Raw genomic sequence first — 19,464 nt, 5'->3', positions numbered from 1 at the left:
AATAGGTCTTTATGCTAGAGCAGGAACAGACACAAGCCATTGGCCGATGGATGGAAGCGGAGGACCGTTTCGTACGCCTGCTGGGGATTGAACTGGAGGAAGTGTCCCCAGGATACAGCAGAGCCTCACTCCAGGTTACGGGGGATATGCTAAATTCAGTGGGAATAACCCACGGTGGTGTCACCTTCAGCCTGGCCGACTTTACCTTTGCCGTGGCCTCCAACTCCCACGGCACGGTGTCGGTCGCACTTTCAGCACAGATCAGCTTCCCGACTGCCAGCCGCGAGGGAGATCGCCTGACTGCTGAAGCACGAGAAGAGAACAGGACCGGCCGCACCGGTCTCTATACGATTGAAGTTCACACTGGCGACAACAAGCTGGCTGGACTCTTTACCGGTACCGTATTCCGTCGCTCGGACAAGATGTCGGATTGGATGAATGATTCAGAGAGAAAACGATGATTCTGCATACCGATTCCGAAACAATGCCCCGGGAAGATCTCGAGGCACTGCAGCTCAAACGTCTGAGGGCCACCGTGGATCGCTGTTATCACACGGTTAAGTTCTATCGGGATGCGATGGATGAACTGGATGTAAAACCCCACCACATCAAGAGCATCAAGGATGTTCAGCTTCTCCCCTATACCAAGAAAGAACATCTGCGGCAGAACTACCCTTTCGGCCTCTTCGCAGTACCCACTGACCAAGTGGTCCGTACCCACGCCTCCGCCGGCACAACGGGCAAGCCCATGGTGGTAGGCTATACAAAACGCGACATTCAAACCTGGGCCCAACTGGTAGCCCGCTGCTTGGCAAGCTCTGGATTGCGTCCGGGTGCCCGGCTGAAAAACGAGATTCTGGACCGGTTCCGGGCCAGGAAACCAAAGCTGGTGGAGATCAACGAAAAAGCCTTTGAACTCGGCCGTGAGGCTGAAGCAACATTATGAGTGATTGGCACCCCGCATCCTGGCAGGAGAAGCTGGCTAAACAGCAGGCAAAATACCCTTCCATACAGGCTCTTGACGAGATACTGGATCAGCTTTCCCAGCTCCCTCCACTGGTCACTTCCTGGGAGGTCGATGCATTAAAAAGCCAGCTGGCCGAAGCATCGAGAGGCAATGCCTTCCTATTGCAGGGTGGCGATTGTGCTGAAAGTTTCAGCGACTGCACCTCTCCGGTCATCACCAATAAACTAAAGATCCTCCTGCAGATGAGTCTGATGATGATCCATGGCCTCAACAAACCGGTGATCCGGGTCGGCCGTATTGCAGGACAGTATGCAAAACCCCGCTCTGCCGATACTGAAACCCTGGATAACATCACCCTCCCCAGCTATCGCGGTGACTTGATCAACGGCCCCGCCTTTACTACCGAATCGCGAACACCCGACCCGGTACGCCTATTAAGAGGTTATGGCCGTGCCGCCATGACACTGAATTTTATCAGGGCTCTCTCTGAGAGCGGCTTTGCCGATCTCCATCACCCAGAGAACTGGGATCTGGATTTTGTCAGCCACTCCCCACTATCCAATGAGTACCATAAAGCGGTAAAGGACCTCTCCAACTCACTGAGATTCATGGAGACCCTGGGGAGCGCTAAAAACAGTGAGCTCAACCGGGTTAGGTTTAATACCAGCCATGAAGGACTACACCTGCATTACGAACAGGCGTTGACCCGTGAGGTACCCAACAGATCAGGGTACTACAACCTCTCGACCCATCTACCCTGGATCGGCCTCCGAACAGCAGAAATTGACGGTGCCCACATCGAGTATTTCCGCGGCATCAAAAACCCCGTGGGCGTTAAAGTCGGTGCCGATATGCCAACTGAGTGGATACAGGCCCTTGTTGAGCGTCTCAATCCTGACAATGAAGCAGGAAAACTGGTATTCATACACCGGTTTGGTGCAGAAAAGATCGCTGAAGGTCTACCAAAGCTGATTGATGCGGTAAGGCAGACAGGAAAATGCGTGCTCTGGGTATGCGATCCCATGCACGGTAATACAGAGACCACCGAAAACGGCTATAAAACCCGCCGTTTTGACAATATCCTTTCAGAGCTGGAGCAGACCTTCGATATTCATCATAGGGAAGGAAGTATTCTCGGGGGTGTCCATTTCGAGCTCACCGGCGACGATGTAACAGAGTGCATCGGTGGAGCCCGTGGCTTGGATGAAGCCGGGCTGAAACGGGCCTACAAAACCCAGGTGGACCCTCGGCTTAATTATGAGCAGGCCCTTGAGATGGCCATGGCCATCGTCAGAAAAACGGCTGGCTGAGTGTCACCCACCTCTGGATTCCATCAATCCATATGGGAAGCATGGGTTTGAGAGCAAGCTAATCGACGCGTCTGTTAAGTGTTTCACCCACTGAATTGTGTTGGCGTCTCAATTTCATATATGGCTTCAGAAATCGTATCCAATCTACTCTCTAATATGGACTGAGCATCCGACAAACCACGATTATAAATACGCTCCAGCTTCTTCATAAAAAGAGTCCAATAGAAATTCAGCATCAAACTAGCCAATATTTTGATTTAGCTCTTCACTGAAATAAAGTTGAACCTTACCAATGAGGATCTCTTTTTCCTCTTTGAGAGAAATCTATCTTTGACACTCAAATACCCACTCTCTTTAAAGAAGCCTCTGATCAATTCATGAATTATGGTGGATTCAGGTTATAAATGCACCACCCGTACTTTTCAGAAGGCAGTATCGCAACAGTATTGCTCATTACTAACCGATAACCGATTCCTCACTTGGACCATCATCCTCTTAGTGACCCTATTTTCTATTACTTCCCCTGTGGTGCAGCTCTCTCCGGCAGCACATCTTTCAGCTTTGCCGTCATGTCCCGCAACAGATTTTCTGTGGAGTCCCAATCTATACAGGCATCGGTCACTGAAACACCATACTCAAGTTTACTCAGATCGCCCGGTATCGACTGGCTTCCGGGATTGATATTACTCTCCAGCATAATGCCCAGAATAGAGTTATTCCCTTCAACTATCTGACTAGTAACATTTTCCGCCACCAAAGGCTGCAATTCCGGTTGTTTGTTGGAATTACCATGGCTACAATCTATCATGATGTTCTCCCGCAATCCGGCCTTTTTCAGCGCCTCTTCACAAAGCGCCACATGCACCGAGTCATAATTAGGCTGGACATTACCACCGCGCAGAATGATATGACCACAGACATTGCCCCGGGTACGGATTACAGTTACCTGACCACGCTGATTGATTCCCAGGAAGCTATGAGGATGAGAAACCGACTGCAAGGCGTTGATAGCGATCTCCAGACCGCCATCGGTACCATTTTTGATGCCTACCGGCATTGAAAGCCCGGAAGCCATTTCACGATGAGTTTGTGACTCGGTGGTACGTGCGCCAATCGCCGACCAGGAGAAAAGGTCAGCAAGATACTGTGGACTGATCGGGTCCAGCGCCTCGGTCGCCGCGGGCAATCTCAATTCAGCAAGCCAGATCAGCAGTTCACGCGCCCGGTGAATGCCCTTTTCAATATGAAAGGAATCATCCATTTGGGGATCGTTGATCAGCCCCTTCCAACCAACCGTGGTACGATGCTTCTCGAAGTAGATACGCATGACGATATGGAGTGTATCCCCCAGTTCATTATGCAGCTTTTTCAGTCGCAGGGCATAATCCTTGGCCGCCTCAATATCATGAATGGAACAGGGGCCCGTCACCACCAGAAAGCGGTGATCCTCACGACTAAAAATCCTTTTGATGGTCTGACGCCCAGCCCAGACTGCCTGCTCACCCTCTTCCGACAAAGGGAGGTGACATTTCAGGTCCGCTGGAGAGATAAGTACCCGCTCGGAGGCGACATTGGTGTTATTAAGGTTGTCTTTAAGCATATCGGCATCAAGTCTAATAAAAGAGGTTGAAGAATAGGGGATTTGGCCCGCTTTCTCCAGACAGATAAGCTCCTGCAGGCCTCATGTGTAGCCTAACAGGCCAGAAAGTTACTTCAAGCAGGAGCTGGTATTTGTGAAAGTATCAGATATGCCTCATACAGATCTCATATCCAATAAATAACGACAGAGGTCAGCTTATCGGAATAAAGCAACCCTGAGTCAATGTTCAACTACGACTATATCCAATTGTAGATCACCGGCATTTGCCTTTTCCATTTAATCCATATGCCAGGATCTGTAATCAGATCAGCCATAAAATAGCCTACGTTACTTCGGCTGGTAGTAGTAATCGTAGAAGCCAGATTACACACTTCTGGCCAAAGGAAATCGGTTCGGAAAGGTCTCTGTTGCTATTGTCTGTGGTCTTCATGAGGATAAACTTGACCGGGGTCTTCCGGTTTGTTTGCCTTAATGGCATTGCATAATCGACGAGTGGCATCGCCCACAAGCCAGCGGGGATGAAAGTAAATACCTTAAAACCTAGATTGTATCCAAGGCACGAAGCTACTGCCTCACACCCTTTGACACGCCCCCCTATCTCGGAAATTATTGTCAAAAGTGGACGGAGCGGCAAAAAAGTTCAATCCACAATTTTTCTATAAATACTCACCCATCCGACTTCTCCAGGTAGTAGGCGTTGTATTTTAAGGAGCCCTGAAGGGCTCAAAACACCATCCCACAGGGAATGCCCAGACCCTCAGCGACCTGTTCGACAACATAGCCCCCCGCTCTCCCGAACCTGAATGGGCACAGCGCCAATGGCAAAACAGCGCCGAAAAACATAAGGCTGAAAAATAATATTTTTCGAGTAACCATACCTATTTTGCTTCGGTCTTTTAGCACAGAGACTAATGGCAGGATCGCAACAGATTACACCTGACGGTGAGCATGCTCTATATACCTGCAGTGCTTCATAGCATAAAAATCAAAACCCCAACCGGACATTGGAGTAACCAATATCCTATAATGAACCTTCTACACAGCTCGTGGAACCGCCATCGGAACAGCGCATGTACTACGGAGAAAAATTCAATAGCATATCCCACTTGGTCGGCACTATTTTAGCGCTGATCGGTTTTGGTGCTTTGCTGACAGTAGGCATTCAACAGAACAATTGGGCTGCCATTATAGGCTTCACGGTATTTGGCGTTACACTGATCGTGCTTTATACCATGTCGACCCTATACCACAGCTTTTATCCTCCCAAATTGAAACGCATATTCCGAAAACTAGATCACGTTGCGATCTATCTGCTGATCGCCGGCACCTATACACCCTATATGGTACTTTCTCTGGGAGATGGCAGTGGCCCGGTTATGCTGAGTATAGTGTGGAGTCTGGCGCTGCTGGGTTTGTTGCTTGACTTGCTGATCAGTCGCCGAATTGAGGTTCTACAAATCCTTATCTATTTATTGATGGGATGGATATGCGCATTCGAATACTCCAGTTTACGTGCCTCGATGCCCACACCTGGCATCATGTGGCTCACCATAGGCGGCATAATCTATTCCGTAGGGATTGTATTTTATCTGTTGGACAACCTGAAAAAGCTACCCCATGCACATGGTATTTGGCACCTGTTTGTGTTGCTGGGCTCCATTAGCCATTTTATTTCCATTATCGGTTACGTCAGATAATCCTCCAACGTGAGGTATAACTGAAAGTGATGTTTGAAAGGCATTGAAAAAAGCGGCGTATCTGGTTGATCGAGGGTGTCCTGAATTCTGTGTAACTGTCTATCATTAAACCCAAGCATGGTTGAGGATAGGCACTATGAACAAGAAAGAACTATAGGCGATCGCTCATGCGGCAGCTAAAAACATCAAGATGGAAGACGACCTCAAAGACTTCCATCAGATGCTAACCAAGATTACGGTCGAAGCGGCACTGAACGCTGAGTTAGATGATCATCTTGGCTTTGAAAGGCACGAGCAGTCCGAAGCTGACAATAACCGCAACGGCTATGCCAGTAAGACTAACCGAACGGAAGCCGGCCAGTTCGAGCTCGATACACCACGCGACAGAGCTGGGAGTTTCGAACCCAAGCTCGTTAAAAAATACCAGCGTCAATTTACTTCCATGGACGACAAGATTATTTTCTTGTATGCCCAGGGCATGACAACACGAGAAATCGTCACGACCGTTAAAGAAATGTACGGTGCTGATGTCTCCGCCACCTTGATTTCCAAAGTGACTGACGCTGTTATTGAACAAGTGATTGAATAGCAATCTAGGCCACTAGATGCGGTCTATCCCATTTATTTATCTGGATTGTATTGTCGTAAAAATCCGGCAAGACAAGAAAGTGATCAATAAGGCAATTTATCTGGCACTGGGCGTGAACATGGAGGGCCACAAGGAATTGTTGGGGCTCTGGCTGTCAGAGAATGAGGGTACCAAGTTCTGGCTCAATGTACTCACAGAGCTCCAGAATCGCGGCGTGAAGAATATTTTGATTGCCTGTGTCGATGGCCTGAAGGGCTTTCCAGACGCAATCAATACAGCGCTTCCCGAGACTTGCGAGAGGTTTAGGATCTAAGAAAGTTGCGAACGGAATAAATCAGCACCGTTATCCGGACTTTGTAGTTTCATACTTTGCAGGATTCTGATGTTGAAGGAGGACTTTCCTTGCAAACCATTCCATCATAAATAGCTTACTAATTTATACTTAGATTATAGTTATAAATAATTCAGGGGTGACTAGATACTCATCTAGCAACAAAAAACTGGGCCATTACTCGCGGCTTCTGTACATCTACAGCAATCCGGCTATTCGACTTCCACAGCCTCTTCAGACAAATCCGGGCGATCGACCAGCTCAACATAAGCCATGACTGCCTTGTCTCCAGCACGATAACCGCACTTCAAGATACGCAGGTAACCACCAGCCCGCTCCTTGTAACGAGACCCCAGTTCATTGAACAGCTTTCCAACAACCTCATCATCACGAAGGCGATCGAAAGCCAAACGGTGCTTGGCAACACTATCAATCTTACCCATGGTCAAAATTGGCTCTGCGACACGTCGCAGCTCTTTAGCCTTGGGCAGTGTGGTTTTGATCAGCTCGTGACGTAACAGTGAGCAAGTCATGTTTCGAAACATGGCCTTGCGGTGTGTGCTGTTACGGTTTAGTTGCCGTCCTGACTTGCGATGACGCATGGATCGACTTCCTTAGTTAAATAGTTAATAGCAAAAAATTCGTTTACTGGATTATGCTCAGCAGGCAATTTACTCTAGGCCTTCCGGCGGCCAGTTCTCCAGCCGCATACCCAGAGAAAGACCTCGGGTGGCAAGCACATCCTTGATTTCAGTCAGTGACTTTTTACCCAGATTAGGAGTCTTCAACAGCTCAACCTCGGTGCGCTGAATCAAGTCACCAATCACGAAAATATTCTCGGCCTTCAAACAGTTGGCAGAACGTACTGTCAACTCCAGATCATCAACCGGACGTATAAGAATCGGGTCAATTGCCGGCTTTTCTGGCTCTTCAAGTGTATCAGCTGTGGTGTTTTCATCAAGACTGACAAAAGTGGACAGCTGATCCTGCAGAATTGTGGCTGAGCGACGAATCGACTCTTCAGGATCAATGGTACCATCTGTTTCCAGATCAATTACTAGGCGATCAAGATCAGTACGCTGCTCGACACGGGCTGCTTCAACAGAATAGGAGACACGGCGCACCGGCGAAAATGATGCGTCCAATTGTAGTCGCCCTATCGGATGGTCTTCGGTATCAGCTGATTGCCTTGTAGCAGCTGGCTGATAACCAATGCCTCTAGCCACCTTGAGCTTCATACTTATACTACTGCCCTCTGTGAGGTTGGCTATAATATGATCAGGGTTTGCTATTTCAATATCGTGATCAAGGGTAATATCACTGGCAAGAACAGGGCCAGCACCACTTTTGGTCAGAGTCAAAGTGGCCTCATCACGTACGTGCATAACCAATGCTAGATCTTTCAGATTAAGCATGATCTCAAGCACATCCTCATGTACACCTTCGATGCTGCTGTATTCATGCAGGACGCCATCAATTTCGGCCTCAACCACTGCACAACCACTTATGGATGAGAGCAGGATACGGCGCAGTGCATTACCCAGAGTATGACCAAAGCCACGCTCCAGCGGCTCCAGTGATATTTTGGCATGCCGCTCAGAGAGCTGCTGCACATTAACCAGCCGTGGTTTTAGAAATTCGCTAATGAATTCCGGCATTTCAACCTCTTAGATCTAGTCTTTTATTTGGAGTACAGCTCGACAACCAACTGTTCGTTGATCTCAGCTGGCAACTCTGAACGATCAGGGATACGTTTAAATGTACCCTTCATCGCTTTGGCATCAACTTCGATCCAATCCGAGAAACCGTACTGTGCGGCAAGTTCCAGCGCGCCTTTAATACGCAGCTGTTTCTTGGCTTTTTCACGTATGGTGATAACATCGTCCGCCTGCACATGATAAGAAGGCACATTTACCAATTTACTGTTGACTTCAATCGCCTTATGACTGACTAACTGACGAGACTCTGCGCGAGTACTACCAAAGCCCATACGATAAACCACGTTGTCAAGACGCTGCTCAAGCAGGGAGAAGAGCTTATCGCCTGTTGCACCTTTAGCCAGTGCAGCACTCTTATAGTAATTTCTGAACTGCTTCTCCATGACGCCATACATACGACGCATTTTCTGCTTTTCACGCAGCTGTACGCCGTAATCAGAGAGGCGGCGGCGACGTTCATCTGTCTGCCCTGGCTGCTTCTCCATGTTACATTTGGATTCCAGGGAGCGGGCACGGCTCTTCAAATAAAGATCTGTGCCTTCACGCCGGCTGAGTTTACATGTGGGTCCGATATACCTTGCCATGATCGTCTATAACTCCAGGTCAGACACGACGCTTTTTAGGTGGACGACAGCCGTTATGTGGAATCGGCGTAACATCGCTAATGCTGGTGACTTTGAAACCTGCGTTATTCAGCGCACGCACAGCGGACTCGCGACCAGGGCCAGGGCCCTTGACGTTTACATCCAGGTTTTTCACACCATACTCTTTGGCCACTTGACCTGCACGATCAGCTGCAACCTGCGCTGCAAAAGGTGTGCTCTTGCGCGAACCACGAAAGCCAGAACCGCCTGCAGTTGCCCATGACAATACATTACCCTGTCGATCTGAAATTGTAATAATCGTGTTATTGAAAGAGGCATGAATGTGCGCGACACCATCAGTAACGCTTACCATCACCTTCTTCCGCGAACGGCCGCTCGGTTTTGCCATTTGCTTGTTCCTGTGAACTTCTCTCTAAAATCCAGTCGATTGAATCAGTCAGACTGAACTTATCGCTTAATTGAACGACGAGGACCCTTGCGAGTTCGTGCGTTGGTTTGTGTACGCTGCCCTCGTACTGGGAGTCCACGACGATGGCGGATCCCACGATTGCACCCCAAGTCCATAAGCCTCTTTATGTTCATAGAGATCTCACGACGAAGGTCACCTTCAACCGTGTATTTGGCAACTTCTGTACGCAGGTTATCGACCTCACCTTCGGTCATATCCTGAATCCTTGCGTCCAGAGCCACACCCGCTGCTTTGCAGATGTCTGCTGCGAGGTTACCACCGATTCCATAGATTGAGGTCAACGCAACGACTGCGTGTCTACGATCCGGAATGTTGACGCCTGCAATACGGGCCATCGGGTTACTCCTGTCCTAAAGCTAAATTCCCGCTTGTAAAACAGGAAATTATAACTCAATATAATTAATAAATCAAATATAAAAAAATCAGCCCTGACGCTGTTTATGGCGAGGCTCTTTGCAGATCACGCGCACAACACCGTTGCGCTTTACGATCTTACAGTTTTTACAAATCTTCTTTATAGACGCTCTGACTTTCATGGCTTTTCTCCAAAATCTCGCAAATTCCTTAATTAGCCGAGGAGACTGTTGGATTTAATCCAAAGCTTCTACAGAAACCTCCCAAGCTTATCGCAGCAAACCGCCAGCGCCGCCGCCACCTTTCAAATTCGCCTTTTTCATTAGACCTTCATACTGATGAGACATCAGATGTGCCTGCACCTGCGCCATGAAGTCCATGACTACGACAACAATGATCAACAATGAAGTACCTCCAAAATAGAAGGGAACATTCCAGCCGACGATCAGAAACTCCGGTAAGAGGCACACTGACGTAATATAAAACGCACCGACCAGGGTGAGTCTCGACATCACGCTATCGATATACTTGGCGGTCTGCTCACCTGGCCGATAACCGGGTATGAATGCTCCTGACCGCTTCAGATTGTCAGCAGTCTCTTTCGAGTTAAATACCAGCGCAGTGTAAAAAAAGCAGAAAAATATAATTGCCAAGGCATAGAGAAGCACATAAAGCGGCTCACCCGGCGCTATTTTACCGACAATATCCTGCAACCAACGCATATTCTCCTGAACACCAACCCACTGCCCCAGCGTCGAAGGGAACAGAATAATACTCGAAGCAAAAATCGGCGGAATCACACCTGCCATATTCAATTTCAACGGCAAATGGCTGCTTTGGGCAGCAAACATCTTTCTACCCTGCTGACGCTTCGCATAGTTCACCGTTATACGCCGCTGTCCACGCTCGACAAAAACCACAAAGGCCGTCACAGCCGCAGCCAGCGCAAATAGCACCAATACCATTACAGCGTTCATTTCACCGATCCGCACCAATTCCAGAGTGCCACCGATGGCCGATGGAAGACCAGCAACAATGCCCGCAAAAATAATCAGCGAAATACCGTTTCCGAGGCCACGTTCGGTAATCTGCTCGCCCAGCCACATCAGAAACAGCGTCCCTGTTACCAGAGAGACCGCCGCAGTCAGAATGAATCCAGGGCCTGCCTGAACAACAACCGGCATGCCGCCTGCCTGCTGGCTCTGTAATGCCATGGATATACCGACAGCCTGGAAAGTAGCCAGAACAACGGTTCCATAGCGGGTATACTGGGTGATCTTGCGTCGCCCCTGCTCGCCCTCTTTCTTTAACTGTTCTAGTTTGGGAATAACCGCAGACATCAGCTGCATAATAATAGAGGCAGAGATGTAGGGCATGATACCCAGGGCGAGCAAGCTCGCACGCTTCAGGGCACCACCGGAGAACATGTTGAACATGTCCAGGATGGTACCTTGCTGCTGATCGAACATAGCAGCCAGTGCAATCGGGTTTACACCCGGAACCGGAATAAAGGTTCCTATACGGAAAACCAGGAGTGCGCCAAGGACAAACAGCAACCGCTGGCGTAGCTCCGTGAATTTACCCATGCCAGCTTTACCGCCAGCCATTGCCCCTTGTGCGACCATTTATTCCTCGATCTTTCCGCCGGCAGTCTCAATGGCAGCACGAGCACCCTTGGTTACACCGAGACCTTGAATAGTCACCGCTTTATCAATTTTCCCGGAAAGGAACACTTTGGCCCGCTTCATATTACGTGAGAGAATACCGGCATCCTGCAAAGCGTTCAGATCGACCACATCAGCATCAACCTTGGCCAGCTCATCGAGTCTGACTTCCGCGGTTGTGCGGCCGACAATCGAGCTGAATCCAACTTTGGGAAGGCGGCGCTGCAAAGGCATCTGGCCGCCTTCGAAACCTACTTTGTGGAAACCGCCTGAGCGTGAACTCTGGCCTTTATGGCCTCGTCCACAGGTTTTACCGTTACCGCTGCCGATACCACGACCAACGCGATTAGCACTCTTTCTAGAGCCCTTTGTGGGCTTGATGTCATTGAGCTGCATCTTACGCCTCCTCAACCTTGACCATATAGGACACTTTGTTAACCATGCCACGAGTGGCCGACGTATCCTCCACAACAACGCTCTGGTGCATACGATGCAGACCCAGACCATGGATACAGGCTTTATGCCTCTGCAGACGTCCATTAAAACTGCGTGACAGAGTCACCTTCATCATTTTCTTATCAGCCATGACTTACCCCAGGATCTCTTCGATCGTCTTACCGCGCTTTGCAGCAACAGTTTCAGGATCAGCCATTCTGGTCAGTGCATTGACAGTGGCGCGAACGACATTCATTGGATTATTGGTCCCGATGCACTTAGCAAGGACATTCTGTACACCAATCGCCTCAAAAACCGCACGCATAGCGCCCCCGGCAATAATACCGGTACCATCCGAAGCCGGCTGCATATACACCTTGGCAGCACCGTGACATCCGACAAGCGGATATTGCACAGTAGTCCCCTTCAGGGTAGCGCTACGCATATTGCGTCGCGCAGACTCCATAGCCTTCTGGATGGCTATCGGGACTTCACGCGCCTTACCGGTGCCAAACCCTACACGTCCATTGCCATCACCAACCACGGTCAGTGCAGAGAAGCCAAAGACCCGGCCACCCTTGACCACTTTAGCCACGCGATTAACGTTGATCAGTTTTTCGATCAGGTCATCGCCTTCCGAGTTTACACTGTAATTCGACATAATCTGCCTCTTAGAACTGAAGACCGTTTTCGCGTGCGGCGCCGGCCAACGCTTTCACCCGACCATGATACTTAAAGCCGGAACGATCGAATGCTACCCGCTCAACACCCGCCGCCTTGGCGCGTTGAGCAATTATCTTACCCACAGCGGCTGCGGCTGCACTGTTACCTGTTGCACCATCGAGTTCAGCCTTCACACCCTTGTCAACTGTTGAAGCACTTGCCAACACTTCTGAGCCGCTGGGCGCAATAATCTGCGCATACATATGCCGCGGAGTACGAAAAATAGTCAGACGATTTACGCCCAGCTCCCGAATCTTGGCACGAGCGCGACGAGACCGTCGAATACGTGAAGTTTTCTTGTCCATCGTCATATACCTTATTTCTTCTTGGCTTCTTTACGCAGCACGTGCTCGTCTGCGTAACGCACACCCTTTCCCTTGTAGGGCTCAGGAGGACGAAAGGCGTGAATTTCTGCAGCCACCTGTCCAACCTTCTGCTTGTCACTACCGGAGACTACAATCTCGGTCTGGGACGGGGTTTCAACCGTGATATCTTCTGGTATCCCATAATCCACAGGGTGCGAAAAACCCAGGTTCAAATTCAGCACCGTACCCTTGACCTGGGCACGGTAGCCCACGCCAACCAACTGCAGTTTTTTGCTGAAGCCAGTAGTAACACCGGTGACCATGTTGCTGATCAGAGCACGAAAAGTACCCGCCATAGCCCATTGATTTTTTTCATCACTTTTGGGTGACACCCGCAAAGAATCATCGCTCTGCTCTACCGTGACGAAGTTGTGCAGTGCAAGTTGCAGCGTTCCTTTGGAACCCTTAACGGTAATACCTTCATCGGAGATATTGATATCAACACCCGATGGAATCGTAACCGGACTCTTAGCTATACGTGACATCTGTCGTCTCCCGGTTACGCCACGTAGGCCAAGACTTCACCACCACTGCCCACAGCACGGGCAGCACGATCAGTCATCAAACCTTTGGACGTGGAAATAATGGCAATACCCAGACCAGCACGCACCTTAGGCAACTCTTTAGCGCCTTTATAGACACGCAATCCAGGACGGCTTACCCGCTGGATCTCTTCTATTACTGGTTTACCCTGGAAATATTTAAGCTCGATGGTGAGGGTTGGTTTACCACCTTCTTCAGCTGCTGAAAACCCGCTGATGTAGCCTTCATCCAGTAGTAACTGGGCTACTGCGCTCTTCTGCTTTGACAACGGCATAGAAACCGCAACCTTCGCGACCTGTTGGCCATTACGGAGACGCGTCAACATATCCGCGATCGGATCAGACATACTCATTTTTAAAACCCTCCGGGTCAGCCACCACCAAGCGCGATACCCAAACGACCGCACGATATCCACCGTAAGATGGAGCTAAAACCCTCTTAAAATTGATAAGAGGGCCGCGTATTGTACATTACCAGCTGGCTTTTACAAGCCCTGGAATATCGCCACGCATCGCAGCTTCACGCAATTTGTTACGGCAAAGACCAAACTTCCGATATACACCGTGGGGTCTGCCACTGACGCGACAACGATTACGCTGACGAGTGGAACTGGCGTCCCGAGGCATTTTCTGCAGTTTGATAACTGCGTCATCCACCTGTTCGTCACTACTGTTTTGGCTGATGATGGCAGCCTTCAGCTCAGCACGCTTTGCAGCATACCTTGCGACTTCTTTAGCCCGCTTCGCTTCGCGAGCGATCATGCTCTTTTTTGCCATGCTAGCTCTACTTGGTTTTGAAAGGAAACTTGAATCCAGCAAGCAACGCCTGCCCCTGTTCATCGGTCTTAGCGGTGGTTGTGAATGTAATATCCAGGCCACGCAGCACGTCGATCTTATCGTAATCAATCTCAGGGAACATGATCTGCTCCTTTACTCCCATGCTGTAGTTACCACGGCCATCGAACGATTTGACACTCATACCACGAAAATCCCGAATACGTGGAATGGAAATATTGATCAGGCGATCAACGAACTCATACATCCGCTTACCGCGCAGGGTTACTTTGCAGCCAATAGGCCAACCCTCACGCACCTTGAACACAGCCACAGACTTACGAGCCATATTAACGACTGCCTTCTGGCCGGCTATCTTCTCCATATCGCCAACAGCGTGTTCCATCACTTTTTTATCGCCAATAGCGTCGCCGACACCCATATTCAGTGTGATCTTGGTGATCTTCGGAACTTCCATCACACTTTTAAAGCCGAACTTCTCTTTCAGCTGGGCAACGATCTCGTCGCGGTAAAGTTGTTGTAATCTTGCCATCTCTCTATCTGCCTCAGATGTCTACGACTTCGCCGTCTGACTTAAAGTAGCGCAATTTGCGTCCATCTTCCAACGTCTTGATGCCAACCCGGTCTACTTTTGTCGTATTGGGATTATAGATTGCAACATTGGAAGCATTCAATGACATCTCTTTATCCAGAATACCACCTAACTCACCCTTTGCGGGATTTGCCTTGGTGTGCTTTTTCACCATATTGATATTTTCAACAACGACCTTTTCGTCAAAAACGCGCAGGACTGCGCCCTGCTTGCCTTTATCCTTACCTGCAATAACAATGATCTGGTCACCTTGTTTGATTCTACGTAATGCCATGATTCACCCCCTAGAGTACTTCAGGCGCAAGCGAGATGATTTTCATAAAACGCTCGCTACGCAATTCACGGGTAACCGGCCCAAAAATACGGGTACCGATTGGTTGCAACTGAGCGTTCAACAGCACCGCAGCATTTCCATCGAAACGGATCTGGGAACCATCAGGACGTCTCACGCCTTTTTTGGTGCGAACAACCACCGCATTATATACATCGCCTTTTTTCACTTTACCGCGGGGAATAGCATCCTTGATGCTCACTTTTATAATGTCCCCGATACCGGCATAACGACGGTGTGAGCCACCCAGTACTTTAATGCACTGGACCTGCTTTGCTCCGCTGTTGTCGGCAACGTTCAGCATTGTCTGCATCTGAATCATTGGTCTATCCCAATTCTGAAAAATCACTAATCCGAAATCTGTTTGATTTCTCTGGCCTGTGTTCAGTTAGCCTTTTCGACAACTTCCACCAGACGCCAGTTCTTGCTTTTTGACAGCGGCTTGCACTGTTCAACAATTACCAGATCTCCGATACCACATTCGTCGTTTTCATCGTGCGCATGAACTTTACTTGAACGACGAATGAATTTACCGTAGAGCGGATGCTTCACCTGACGCTCGACCACTACAGTGACACTTTTACCCATCTTGTCACTGACAACGCGACCTTGGAGCATGCGATTGCTGGGTGTCTGCTCGCTCATGATGACTCACCTGCTTTTTTCTCGTTCATCACTGTCTTAACCCGGGCTATATCTTTACGCACCCGTCTCATTGCCGATGGGCTAGAAAGCTGTCCGGTTCCTTGCTGCATACGTAGATTGAACTGCTCTTTACGCAGATCCAACAGAGTCTCTCCCAGCTCTGCAGCTGCTTTCTTTCGAGCTTCACTTGCCTTCATTACAGTACCGTCCGCTTCGCGAAAGTGGTTTTAAACGGCAGTTTTGCAGCTGCCAACTGGAACGCTTCTCGCGCCAGTTCTTCACCTACACCTTCAATTTCATAGAGCATGCGACCAGGTTGAATCAGCGCTACCCAATACTCAACATTACCTTTACCCTTACCCTGACGAACTTCCAGTGGCTTCTGGGTAATTGGCTTATCGGGGAATACACGTATCCATATCCGACCACCGCGTTTTACGTGCCTGCTGATGGCTCGACGAGCCGCCTCAATCTGCCGTGAAGTCATTCGACCACGACCTACAGCCTTTAGCCCGAACTCACCAAAACTTACTTTGCTGCCTCTATTGGCCAAGCCACGATTTCGGCCTTTCATCTGTTTCAGGAATTTTGTCCGCTTTGGCATCAACATGACTTAGCCTCTCTTTCCGGACCTGCGTTTGGGTGCCTTTTCCTCTTCCAGGGGAGCATCACCAAACACCTCGCCCTTGAAAATCCACACCTTCACACCAATTATTCCATAGGTGGTATTAGCCTCTGCAAAACCGTAGTCGATATCGGCACGCAGAGTATGAAGAGGAACACGTCCCTCTCTATACCACTCACTACGAGCAATTTCTGCGCCATTAAGACGACCAGCAATATGCACCTTGATTCCACCAGCGCCCAGACGCATGGAGGTCTGCACAGAACGCTTCATCGCACGTCTGAACATAACCCTACGCTCAAGTTGCTGGGTAATACCTTCAGCCACGAGTTGGGCATCCAGTTCAGGCTTACGAATCTCTTCCACGCTGACATGGACCTGAACACCCATCCTTTTGGTAAGTTCGGTTCTCAACGCATCAATATCCTCACCCTTCTTGCCAATCACAATACCAGGGCGGGCTGTATGAATGGTGACGTGGGCATTCTGTGCCGGCCGATCAATCTGGATACGGCTGACAGACGCCTGGGAGAGGCGCTTTTTCAGATAACTCCGAGCTTCAAGATCGGCATTGAGCAGGTCGGCATAGTCTTTTGATTCAGCATACCACTTCGAGGTGTGCTGCTTGACGATACCCAGCCGAATACCAGTTGGATGTACTTTCTGACCCATAGTGGCCTCTCTTGCCTTACTTGTCCGAGACAGTCACAGTGAAGTGACTGCTGCGTTTCAGAATCCGTGCTGCACGCCCTTTGGCACGCGCACGAATCCGCTTCATTGTCGGTCCCTCGTCAACCATGACGGACGAGACTTTCAACTCATCGACATCTGCGCCTTCATTGTTCTCTGCATTTGCAATCGCAGAGTCCAGCACCTTCTTCATCAAATCCGCACCCTTCTTCTTGCTGAAGGCGAGGATATTCAGAGCCTGCTCAACCGGCAAGCCTCGAATCTGGTCTGCGACCAGACGGCCCTTCTGGGCCGAGATGCGCACATAGCGCAGTTTAGCAACTACCTGCATGATTCAAACCCCAATTATGATTTCTTGTCTGCCGTGTGTCCCCGATAAGTACGGGTCAACGCGAATTCGCCTAACTTGTGTCCGACCATGTTCTCTGAAATCAGAACAGGCACGTGCTGGCGTCCGTTGTATACCGCGATGGTCAATCCAACCATATCCGGAGAAACCATAGAGCGACGTGACCAGGTTTTGATCGGGCGCTTGCTGTTACTTGCCATTGCTTCATCGACTTTCTTGGAAAGGTGATGGTCGATAAAGGGGCCTTTTTTAATTGAGCGTGGCACTGTTGACTTACCTCAGTTCCGTTTACTTACGGTTGCGACGGCGCACAATCATCTTGTCAGTGCGCTTGTTAGTACGTGTTTTGTAACCCTTTGTGGGTACGCCCCAAGGAGTAACCGGATGCCGGCCACCAGAGGTACGCCCTTCACCACCACCATGCGGATGATCGACCGGGTTCATGACCACACCACGAACGGTTGGCCGTACACCGCGCCAGCGAGTGGCACCGGCTTTACCCAGCTTGCAAAGACTGTGCTCGGAGTTACTGACCTCGCCCAATACTGCACGGCATTCTGAACGAACCTTGCGTATCTCGCCTGAGCGGAGGCGAAGGGTAGCATATTCACCCTCTCTTGCAACCAATTGCGCCGAGGTTCCTGCGGAACGGGCAATTTGCGCACCCTTACCAAGCTTCAACTCGATGCAATGGATCACCGAACCTATCGGGATGTTACACAGTGGCAGGCAGTTTCCCTGGCTGATTTCAGCCGTTTCACCGGACATCAGCACATCACCGGCCTTGATACCTTTGGGCGCAATAATGTAACGTCGCTCACCATCCGCATACTTGACCAATGCGATATTAGCAGTTCTGTTAGGATCATATTCGAGGCGTTCAACCAAACCTGGAATGTCGTCCTTATTACGCTTGAAATCAATAACACGGTAGCGCTGTTTGTGGCCACCGCCGCGATGACGACTGGTAATGCGACCGTTGTTGTTACGACCACCACTTTTCGCTTGCTTTTCCAACAGCGGCCCATAGGGGTCACCCTTGTGCAGATCGTGGTTTACAATCTTGACCACAAACCGGCGACCGGCTGATGTTGGTTTCGTTTTAACAATTGCCATTGTCTTGCTTCCGCTCTAACTCTTTCTGCCGAAGGTGCCTGTCAAGCACCCGCACCAAAATTGATATCATTGCCTTCGGCCAGCCTTACGTAGGCCTTTCGAACGCCATTACGGCGACCCATAATGGTCCCAAAACGCTTGGACTTACCCTTTATGTTCACCACTTGGACCTTTTCCACCGTCACGTCGAACATCAGTTCAACCGCTTTCCTGATCTCAGGCTTGGTGGCATTTGGCAGCACACGAAACACAAACTGACGGCCCATATCTGCTGCTATAGTACTTTTCTCAGAAACGACCGGCCCGAGCAGCACCTGCATTAAACGCTCTTTATTCATGACAGACGCTCCTCCAGTTTCTTCACTGCTGCGGAGGTAATAAGCACCTTGGCGAAGCCAACGAGACTCACCGGATCGACATCGTTTACATCACGCACATCAATATTGATCAAATTGCGTGCAGCAAGGTAGAGATTTTCGTCCGGCTGATCGGTAATAATTAGCGCCTCATTCAAATTCAAATCACTCAGCTTTGCAGCCAGCTCTTTGGTCTTGGGTGCATCAACACCAAAACTGTCCACCGTTATCAGACGCTCACTCCTCACCAGCTCGGAGAGAATAGCTCTCAATGCACCACGGTACATCTTGCGATTGACCTTCTGGGTGTAATCCCTTGGGCGTGCGGCAAATGTCACTCCGCCTGAACGCCAGATAGGACTGCGGCTGGTACCAGCACGAGCACGGCCCGTACCTTTCTGGCGCCATGGTTTGGCACCACCACCACTCACGTCAGCGCGGTTCTTCTGAGCGCTGGTTCCAGCACGAGCACCTGCCATGTAGGCAGTAACGACCTGATGCACCAGTGTCTGATTAAAATCCACAGCGAATACATCATCGGAAACCTGTACGGTTCCGGCCTTGCCGCTGCCTGCTTGTACATTGAGGTCCATCAA

General features: G+C 49.8%; 32 protein-coding genes and 1 pseudogene. 5 read left to right on the top strand and 28 right to left on the bottom strand.

The window, feature by feature from the left end; all coding sequences use genetic code 11:
• Positions 1 to 11: 11 nt before the first annotated feature.
• Genes MN084_RS02060 through MN084_RS02050 form a run of 3 tightly spaced genes read left to right on the top strand, consistent with a single transcriptional unit; the run spans position 12 to position 2,277 of the window.
• Positions 12 to 461, top strand: coding sequence for a hotdog fold thioesterase (locus MN084_RS02060; protein ID WP_241085043.1), 450 nt, complete (start codon positions 12 to 14; stop codon positions 459 to 461).
• Positions 458 to 946: a phenylacetate--CoA ligase family protein gene (locus MN084_RS02055; protein WP_241085044.1), complete on the top strand. Its 489-nt coding sequence runs from the start codon at positions 458 to 460 to the stop codon at positions 944 to 946. Before MN084_RS02060 ends, MN084_RS02055 begins: the two co-directional genes overlap by 4 nt.
• Positions 943 to 2,277 carry a class II 3-deoxy-7-phosphoheptulonate synthase gene (locus MN084_RS02050; RefSeq protein WP_241085045.1) on the top strand — a complete coding sequence of 445 codons (1,335 nt, stop codon included), beginning with the start codon at positions 943 to 945 and terminating at the stop codon, positions 2,275 to 2,277. The genes MN084_RS02055 and MN084_RS02050 overlap by 4 nt, the downstream gene beginning before the upstream one ends.
• An 83-nt stretch (positions 2,278 to 2,360) precedes the next feature.
• On the opposite strand, the gene MN084_RS19115 is transcribed toward MN084_RS02050, so the two are convergent.
• Both MN084_RS19115 and MN084_RS02040 read right to left on the bottom strand, forming a co-directional pair.
• The gene (locus tag MN084_RS19115) at positions 2,361 to 2,486 is read right to left on the bottom strand and encodes a DUF2164 family protein (protein WP_445083876.1); all 126 of its coding nucleotides are present in this window, start codon (positions 2,484 to 2,486) and stop codon (positions 2,361 to 2,363) included.
• Between the two features lie 305 nt (positions 2,487 to 2,791).
• Positions 2,792 to 3,877 (bottom strand): 3-deoxy-7-phosphoheptulonate synthase, encoded by a 1,086-nt coding sequence (locus MN084_RS02040; RefSeq protein WP_241085046.1) that lies wholly within the window; start codon positions 3,875 to 3,877, stop codon positions 2,792 to 2,794.
• Between the two features lie 1,070 nt (positions 3,878 to 4,947).
• On the opposite strand from MN084_RS02040, the gene trhA reads away from it, so the two are divergent.
• Together trhA and MN084_RS02030 are read left to right on the top strand one after the other, a co-directional pair.
• The gene (gene trhA, locus MN084_RS02035) at positions 4,948 to 5,574 is read left to right on the top strand and encodes a PAQR family membrane homeostasis protein TrhA (RefSeq protein ID WP_241085047.1); all 627 of its coding nucleotides are present in this window, start codon (positions 4,948 to 4,950) and stop codon (positions 5,572 to 5,574) included.
• 190 nt (positions 5,575 to 5,764) lie between these two features.
• Positions 5,765 to 6,455 (top strand): annotated as a pseudogene (locus MN084_RS02030) (IS256 family transposase); the annotation flags it as partial.
• 251 nt (positions 6,456 to 6,706) lie between these two features.
• On the opposite strand, the gene rplQ reads toward MN084_RS02030, so the two are convergent.
• The 26 genes from rplQ to rplD form a co-directional block, all read right to left on the bottom strand.
• A complete protein-coding gene (rplQ, locus tag MN084_RS02025) occupies positions 6,707 to 7,096 on the bottom strand; it encodes a 50S ribosomal protein L17 (RefSeq protein ID WP_241085048.1) in 390 nt (129 codons plus the stop codon).
• Between the two features lie 69 nt (positions 7,097 to 7,165).
• Positions 7,166 to 8,152 carry a DNA-directed RNA polymerase subunit alpha gene (locus tag MN084_RS02020; RefSeq protein WP_241085049.1) on the bottom strand — a complete coding sequence of 329 codons (987 nt, stop codon included), beginning with the start codon at positions 8,150 to 8,152 and terminating at the stop codon, positions 7,166 to 7,168.
• A gap of 23 nt (positions 8,153 to 8,175) precedes the next feature.
• Positions 8,176 to 8,796 carry a 30S ribosomal protein S4 gene (gene rpsD, locus MN084_RS02015; protein ID WP_241085050.1) on the bottom strand — a complete coding sequence of 207 codons (621 nt, stop codon included), beginning with the start codon at positions 8,794 to 8,796 and terminating at the stop codon, positions 8,176 to 8,178.
• 19 nt (positions 8,797 to 8,815) lie between these two features.
• Positions 8,816 to 9,205, bottom strand: a complete 390-nt coding sequence (rpsK, locus tag MN084_RS02010) for a 30S ribosomal protein S11 (protein WP_241085051.1) — start codon at positions 9,203 to 9,205, stop codon at positions 8,816 to 8,818.
• 59 nt (positions 9,206 to 9,264) lie between these two features.
• Positions 9,265 to 9,621, bottom strand: a complete 357-nt coding sequence (rpsM, locus tag MN084_RS02005; protein WP_241085052.1) for a 30S ribosomal protein S13 — start codon at positions 9,619 to 9,621, stop codon at positions 9,265 to 9,267.
• Between the two features lie 87 nt (positions 9,622 to 9,708).
• A complete protein-coding gene (gene rpmJ, locus MN084_RS02000; RefSeq protein WP_241085053.1) occupies positions 9,709 to 9,822 on the bottom strand; it encodes a 50S ribosomal protein L36 in 114 nt (37 codons plus the stop codon).
• Positions 9,823 to 9,909: 87 nt separating this feature from the next.
• Positions 9,910 to 11,265, bottom strand: coding sequence for a preprotein translocase subunit SecY (gene secY, locus MN084_RS01995; RefSeq protein WP_241085054.1), 1,356 nt, complete (start codon positions 11,263 to 11,265; stop codon positions 9,910 to 9,912).
• Positions 11,266 to 11,700: a 50S ribosomal protein L15 gene (rplO, locus tag MN084_RS01990; protein ID WP_241085055.1), complete on the bottom strand. Its 435-nt coding sequence runs from the start codon at positions 11,698 to 11,700 to the stop codon at positions 11,266 to 11,268. It abuts the gene before it with no gap.
• Between the two features lies 1 nt (position 11,701).
• The gene (rpmD, locus tag MN084_RS01985) at positions 11,702 to 11,890 is read right to left on the bottom strand and encodes a 50S ribosomal protein L30 (protein ID WP_241085056.1); all 189 of its coding nucleotides are present in this window, start codon (positions 11,888 to 11,890) and stop codon (positions 11,702 to 11,704) included.
• A gap of 3 nt (positions 11,891 to 11,893) precedes the next feature.
• On the bottom strand, positions 11,894 to 12,400 hold the full coding sequence (gene rpsE / locus MN084_RS01980; RefSeq protein ID WP_241085057.1) for a 30S ribosomal protein S5: 507 nt from the start codon (positions 12,398 to 12,400) through the stop codon (positions 11,894 to 11,896).
• 10 nt (positions 12,401 to 12,410) lie between these two features.
• Positions 12,411 to 12,767: a 50S ribosomal protein L18 gene (gene rplR / locus MN084_RS01975; protein WP_241085058.1), complete on the bottom strand. Its 357-nt coding sequence runs from the start codon at positions 12,765 to 12,767 to the stop codon at positions 12,411 to 12,413.
• An 11-nt stretch (positions 12,768 to 12,778) separates the two neighbouring features.
• Complete coding sequence (gene rplF / locus MN084_RS01970; RefSeq protein ID WP_241085059.1) at positions 12,779 to 13,312, bottom strand: 50S ribosomal protein L6; 534 nt, start codon at positions 13,310 to 13,312, stop codon at positions 12,779 to 12,781.
• A gap of 14 nt (positions 13,313 to 13,326) precedes the next feature.
• The gene (gene rpsH / locus MN084_RS01965) at positions 13,327 to 13,722 is read right to left on the bottom strand and encodes a 30S ribosomal protein S8 (protein ID WP_241085060.1); all 396 of its coding nucleotides are present in this window, start codon (positions 13,720 to 13,722) and stop codon (positions 13,327 to 13,329) included.
• A 118-nt stretch (positions 13,723 to 13,840) separates the two neighbouring features.
• Entirely contained in the window at positions 13,841 to 14,146 is a 306-nt protein-coding gene (gene rpsN / locus MN084_RS01960; protein WP_277400048.1) for a 30S ribosomal protein S14, read from the bottom strand.
• Between the two features lie 7 nt (positions 14,147 to 14,153).
• A complete protein-coding gene (rplE, locus tag MN084_RS01955; RefSeq protein ID WP_241085062.1) occupies positions 14,154 to 14,696 on the bottom strand; it encodes a 50S ribosomal protein L5 in 543 nt (180 codons plus the stop codon).
• A 13-nt stretch (positions 14,697 to 14,709) separates the two neighbouring features.
• Entirely contained in the window at positions 14,710 to 15,030 is a 321-nt protein-coding gene (gene rplX, locus MN084_RS01950) for a 50S ribosomal protein L24 (RefSeq protein WP_241085063.1), read from the bottom strand.
• Positions 15,031 to 15,040: 10 nt separating this feature from the next.
• On the bottom strand, positions 15,041 to 15,409 hold the full coding sequence (gene rplN, locus MN084_RS01945) for a 50S ribosomal protein L14 (RefSeq protein WP_241085064.1): 369 nt from the start codon (positions 15,407 to 15,409) through the stop codon (positions 15,041 to 15,043).
• Between the two features lie 62 nt (positions 15,410 to 15,471).
• Positions 15,472 to 15,732 carry a 30S ribosomal protein S17 gene (rpsQ, locus tag MN084_RS01940; protein WP_241085065.1) on the bottom strand — a complete coding sequence of 87 codons (261 nt, stop codon included), beginning with the start codon at positions 15,730 to 15,732 and terminating at the stop codon, positions 15,472 to 15,474.
• On the bottom strand, positions 15,729 to 15,929 hold the full coding sequence (rpmC, locus tag MN084_RS01935) for a 50S ribosomal protein L29 (protein ID WP_241085066.1): 201 nt from the start codon (positions 15,927 to 15,929) through the stop codon (positions 15,729 to 15,731). The genes rpsQ and rpmC overlap by 4 nt, the downstream gene beginning before the upstream one ends.
• Positions 15,929 to 16,342, bottom strand: a complete 414-nt coding sequence (rplP, locus tag MN084_RS01930) for a 50S ribosomal protein L16 (RefSeq protein ID WP_241085067.1) — start codon at positions 16,340 to 16,342, stop codon at positions 15,929 to 15,931. The genes rpmC and rplP overlap by 1 nt, the downstream gene beginning before the upstream one ends.
• A 3-nt stretch (positions 16,343 to 16,345) precedes the next feature.
• Positions 16,346 to 17,029, bottom strand: coding sequence for a 30S ribosomal protein S3 (rpsC, locus tag MN084_RS01925; protein WP_241085068.1), 684 nt, complete (start codon positions 17,027 to 17,029; stop codon positions 16,346 to 16,348).
• Positions 17,030 to 17,045: 16 nt separating this feature from the next.
• Positions 17,046 to 17,378, bottom strand: coding sequence for a 50S ribosomal protein L22 (gene rplV / locus MN084_RS01920; RefSeq protein WP_241085069.1), 333 nt, complete (start codon positions 17,376 to 17,378; stop codon positions 17,046 to 17,048).
• Positions 17,379 to 17,392: 14 nt separating this feature from the next.
• A complete protein-coding gene (rpsS, locus tag MN084_RS01915; RefSeq protein WP_241085070.1) occupies positions 17,393 to 17,662 on the bottom strand; it encodes a 30S ribosomal protein S19 in 270 nt (89 codons plus the stop codon).
• Between the two features lie 22 nt (positions 17,663 to 17,684).
• On the bottom strand, positions 17,685 to 18,512 hold the full coding sequence (gene rplB / locus MN084_RS01910; protein ID WP_241085071.1) for a 50S ribosomal protein L2: 828 nt from the start codon (positions 18,510 to 18,512) through the stop codon (positions 17,685 to 17,687).
• A gap of 41 nt (positions 18,513 to 18,553) precedes the next feature.
• A complete protein-coding gene (gene rplW, locus MN084_RS01905; RefSeq protein ID WP_241085072.1) occupies positions 18,554 to 18,850 on the bottom strand; it encodes a 50S ribosomal protein L23 in 297 nt (98 codons plus the stop codon).
• Positions 18,847 to 19,461, bottom strand: coding sequence for a 50S ribosomal protein L4 (rplD, locus tag MN084_RS01900; RefSeq protein ID WP_241085073.1), 615 nt, complete (start codon positions 19,459 to 19,461; stop codon positions 18,847 to 18,849). Before rplD ends, rplW begins: the two co-directional genes overlap by 4 nt.
• Between the last annotated feature and the right edge of the window lie 3 nt (positions 19,462 to 19,464).

The sequence above is a fragment of the Candidatus Vondammii sp. HM_W22 genome (assembly GCF_022530855.2).
Taxonomy (GTDB): domain Bacteria; phylum Pseudomonadota; class Gammaproteobacteria; order Chromatiales; family Chromatiaceae; genus Vondammii.
The sequence above is the reverse complement of the archived record's forward strand: the minus strand, read 5'-3'. Positions and strand labels throughout refer to the sequence as shown.

Excerpts from the sequence above, each read along its gene's own strand:
- rplQ (WP_241085048.1), bottom strand. The coding sequence starts at position 7,096 with ATGCGTCATCGCAAGTCAGGACGGCAACTAAACCGTAACAGCACACAC.
- rplX (WP_241085063.1), bottom strand. The coding sequence starts at position 15,030 with ATGGCATTACGTAGAATCAAACAAGGTGACCAGATCATTGTTATTGCA.
- rpsM (WP_241085052.1), bottom strand. The coding sequence starts at position 9,621 with ATGGCCCGTATTGCAGGCGTCAACATTCCGGATCGTAGACACGCAGTC.
- MN084_RS02050 (WP_241085045.1), top strand. The coding sequence starts at position 943 with ATGAGTGATTGGCACCCCGCATCCTGGCAGGAGAAGCTGGCTAAACAG.
- rpsH (WP_241085060.1), bottom strand. The coding sequence starts at position 13,722 with ATGAGTATGTCTGATCCGATCGCGGATATGTTGACGCGTCTCCGTAAT.
- rplR (WP_241085058.1), bottom strand. The coding sequence starts at position 12,767 with ATGGACAAGAAAACTTCACGTATTCGACGGTCTCGTCGCGCTCGTGCC.
- MN084_RS02060 (WP_241085043.1), top strand. The coding sequence starts at position 12 with ATGCTAGAGCAGGAACAGACACAAGCCATTGGCCGATGGATGGAAGCG.
- rpsE (WP_241085057.1), bottom strand. The coding sequence starts at position 12,400 with ATGTCGAATTACAGTGTAAACTCGGAAGGCGATGACCTGATCGAAAAA.
- MN084_RS19115 (WP_445083876.1), bottom strand. The coding sequence starts at position 2,486 with ATGAAGAAGCTGGAGCGTATTTATAATCGTGGTTTGTCGGATGCTCAG.
- MN084_RS02055 (WP_241085044.1), top strand. The coding sequence starts at position 458 with ATGATTCTGCATACCGATTCCGAAACAATGCCCCGGGAAGATCTCGAG.
- rplB (WP_241085071.1), bottom strand. The coding sequence starts at position 18,512 with ATGGCAATTGTTAAAACGAAACCAACATCAGCCGGTCGCCGGTTTGTG.
- rpsC (WP_241085068.1), bottom strand. The coding sequence starts at position 17,029 with ATGGGTCAGAAAGTACATCCAACTGGTATTCGGCTGGGTATCGTCAAG.
- rpsK (WP_241085051.1), bottom strand. The coding sequence starts at position 9,205 with ATGGCAAAACCGAGCGGCCGTTCGCGGAAGAAGGTGATGGTAAGCGTT.
- rplN (WP_241085064.1), bottom strand. The coding sequence starts at position 15,409 with ATGATTCAGATGCAGACAATGCTGAACGTTGCCGACAACAGCGGAGCA.
- rplO (WP_241085055.1), bottom strand. The coding sequence starts at position 11,700 with ATGCAGCTCAATGACATCAAGCCCACAAAGGGCTCTAGAAAGAGTGCT.
- trhA (WP_241085047.1), top strand. The coding sequence starts at position 4,948 with ATGTACTACGGAGAAAAATTCAATAGCATATCCCACTTGGTCGGCACT.
- rpsD (WP_241085050.1), bottom strand. The coding sequence starts at position 8,796 with ATGGCAAGGTATATCGGACCCACATGTAAACTCAGCCGGCGTGAAGGC.
- rpmD (WP_241085056.1), bottom strand. The coding sequence starts at position 11,890 with ATGGCTGATAAGAAAATGATGAAGGTGACTCTGTCACGCAGTTTTAAT.
- rplD (WP_241085073.1), bottom strand. The coding sequence starts at position 19,461 with ATGGACCTCAATGTACAAGCAGGCAGCGGCAAGGCCGGAACCGTACAG.
- rpsQ (WP_241085065.1), bottom strand. The coding sequence starts at position 15,732 with ATGAGCGAGCAGACACCCAGCAATCGCATGCTCCAAGGTCGCGTTGTC.
- MN084_RS02020 (WP_241085049.1), bottom strand. The coding sequence starts at position 8,152 with ATGCCGGAATTCATTAGCGAATTTCTAAAACCACGGCTGGTTAATGTG.
- rpsN (WP_277400048.1), bottom strand. The coding sequence starts at position 14,146 with ATGGCAAAAAAGAGCATGATCGCTCGCGAAGCGAAGCGGGCTAAAGAA.
- rplW (WP_241085072.1), bottom strand. The coding sequence starts at position 18,850 with ATGAATAAAGAGCGTTTAATGCAGGTGCTGCTCGGGCCGGTCGTTTCT.
- rplV (WP_241085069.1), bottom strand. The coding sequence starts at position 17,378 with ATGCAGGTAGTTGCTAAACTGCGCTATGTGCGCATCTCGGCCCAGAAG.
- rpmJ (WP_241085053.1), bottom strand. The coding sequence starts at position 9,822 with ATGAAAGTCAGAGCGTCTATAAAGAAGATTTGTAAAAACTGTAAGATC.
- MN084_RS02040 (WP_241085046.1), bottom strand. The coding sequence starts at position 3,877 with ATGCTTAAAGACAACCTTAATAACACCAATGTCGCCTCCGAGCGGGTA.
- secY (WP_241085054.1), bottom strand. The coding sequence starts at position 11,265 with ATGGTCGCACAAGGGGCAATGGCTGGCGGTAAAGCTGGCATGGGTAAA.
- rpmC (WP_241085066.1), bottom strand. The coding sequence starts at position 15,929 with ATGAAGGCAAGTGAAGCTCGAAAGAAAGCAGCTGCAGAGCTGGGAGAG.
- rplF (WP_241085059.1), bottom strand. The coding sequence starts at position 13,312 with ATGTCACGTATAGCTAAGAGTCCGGTTACGATTCCATCGGGTGTTGAT.
- rplP (WP_241085067.1), bottom strand. The coding sequence starts at position 16,342 with ATGTTGATGCCAAAGCGGACAAAATTCCTGAAACAGATGAAAGGCCGA.
- rplE (WP_241085062.1), bottom strand. The coding sequence starts at position 14,696 with ATGGCAAGATTACAACAACTTTACCGCGACGAGATCGTTGCCCAGCTG.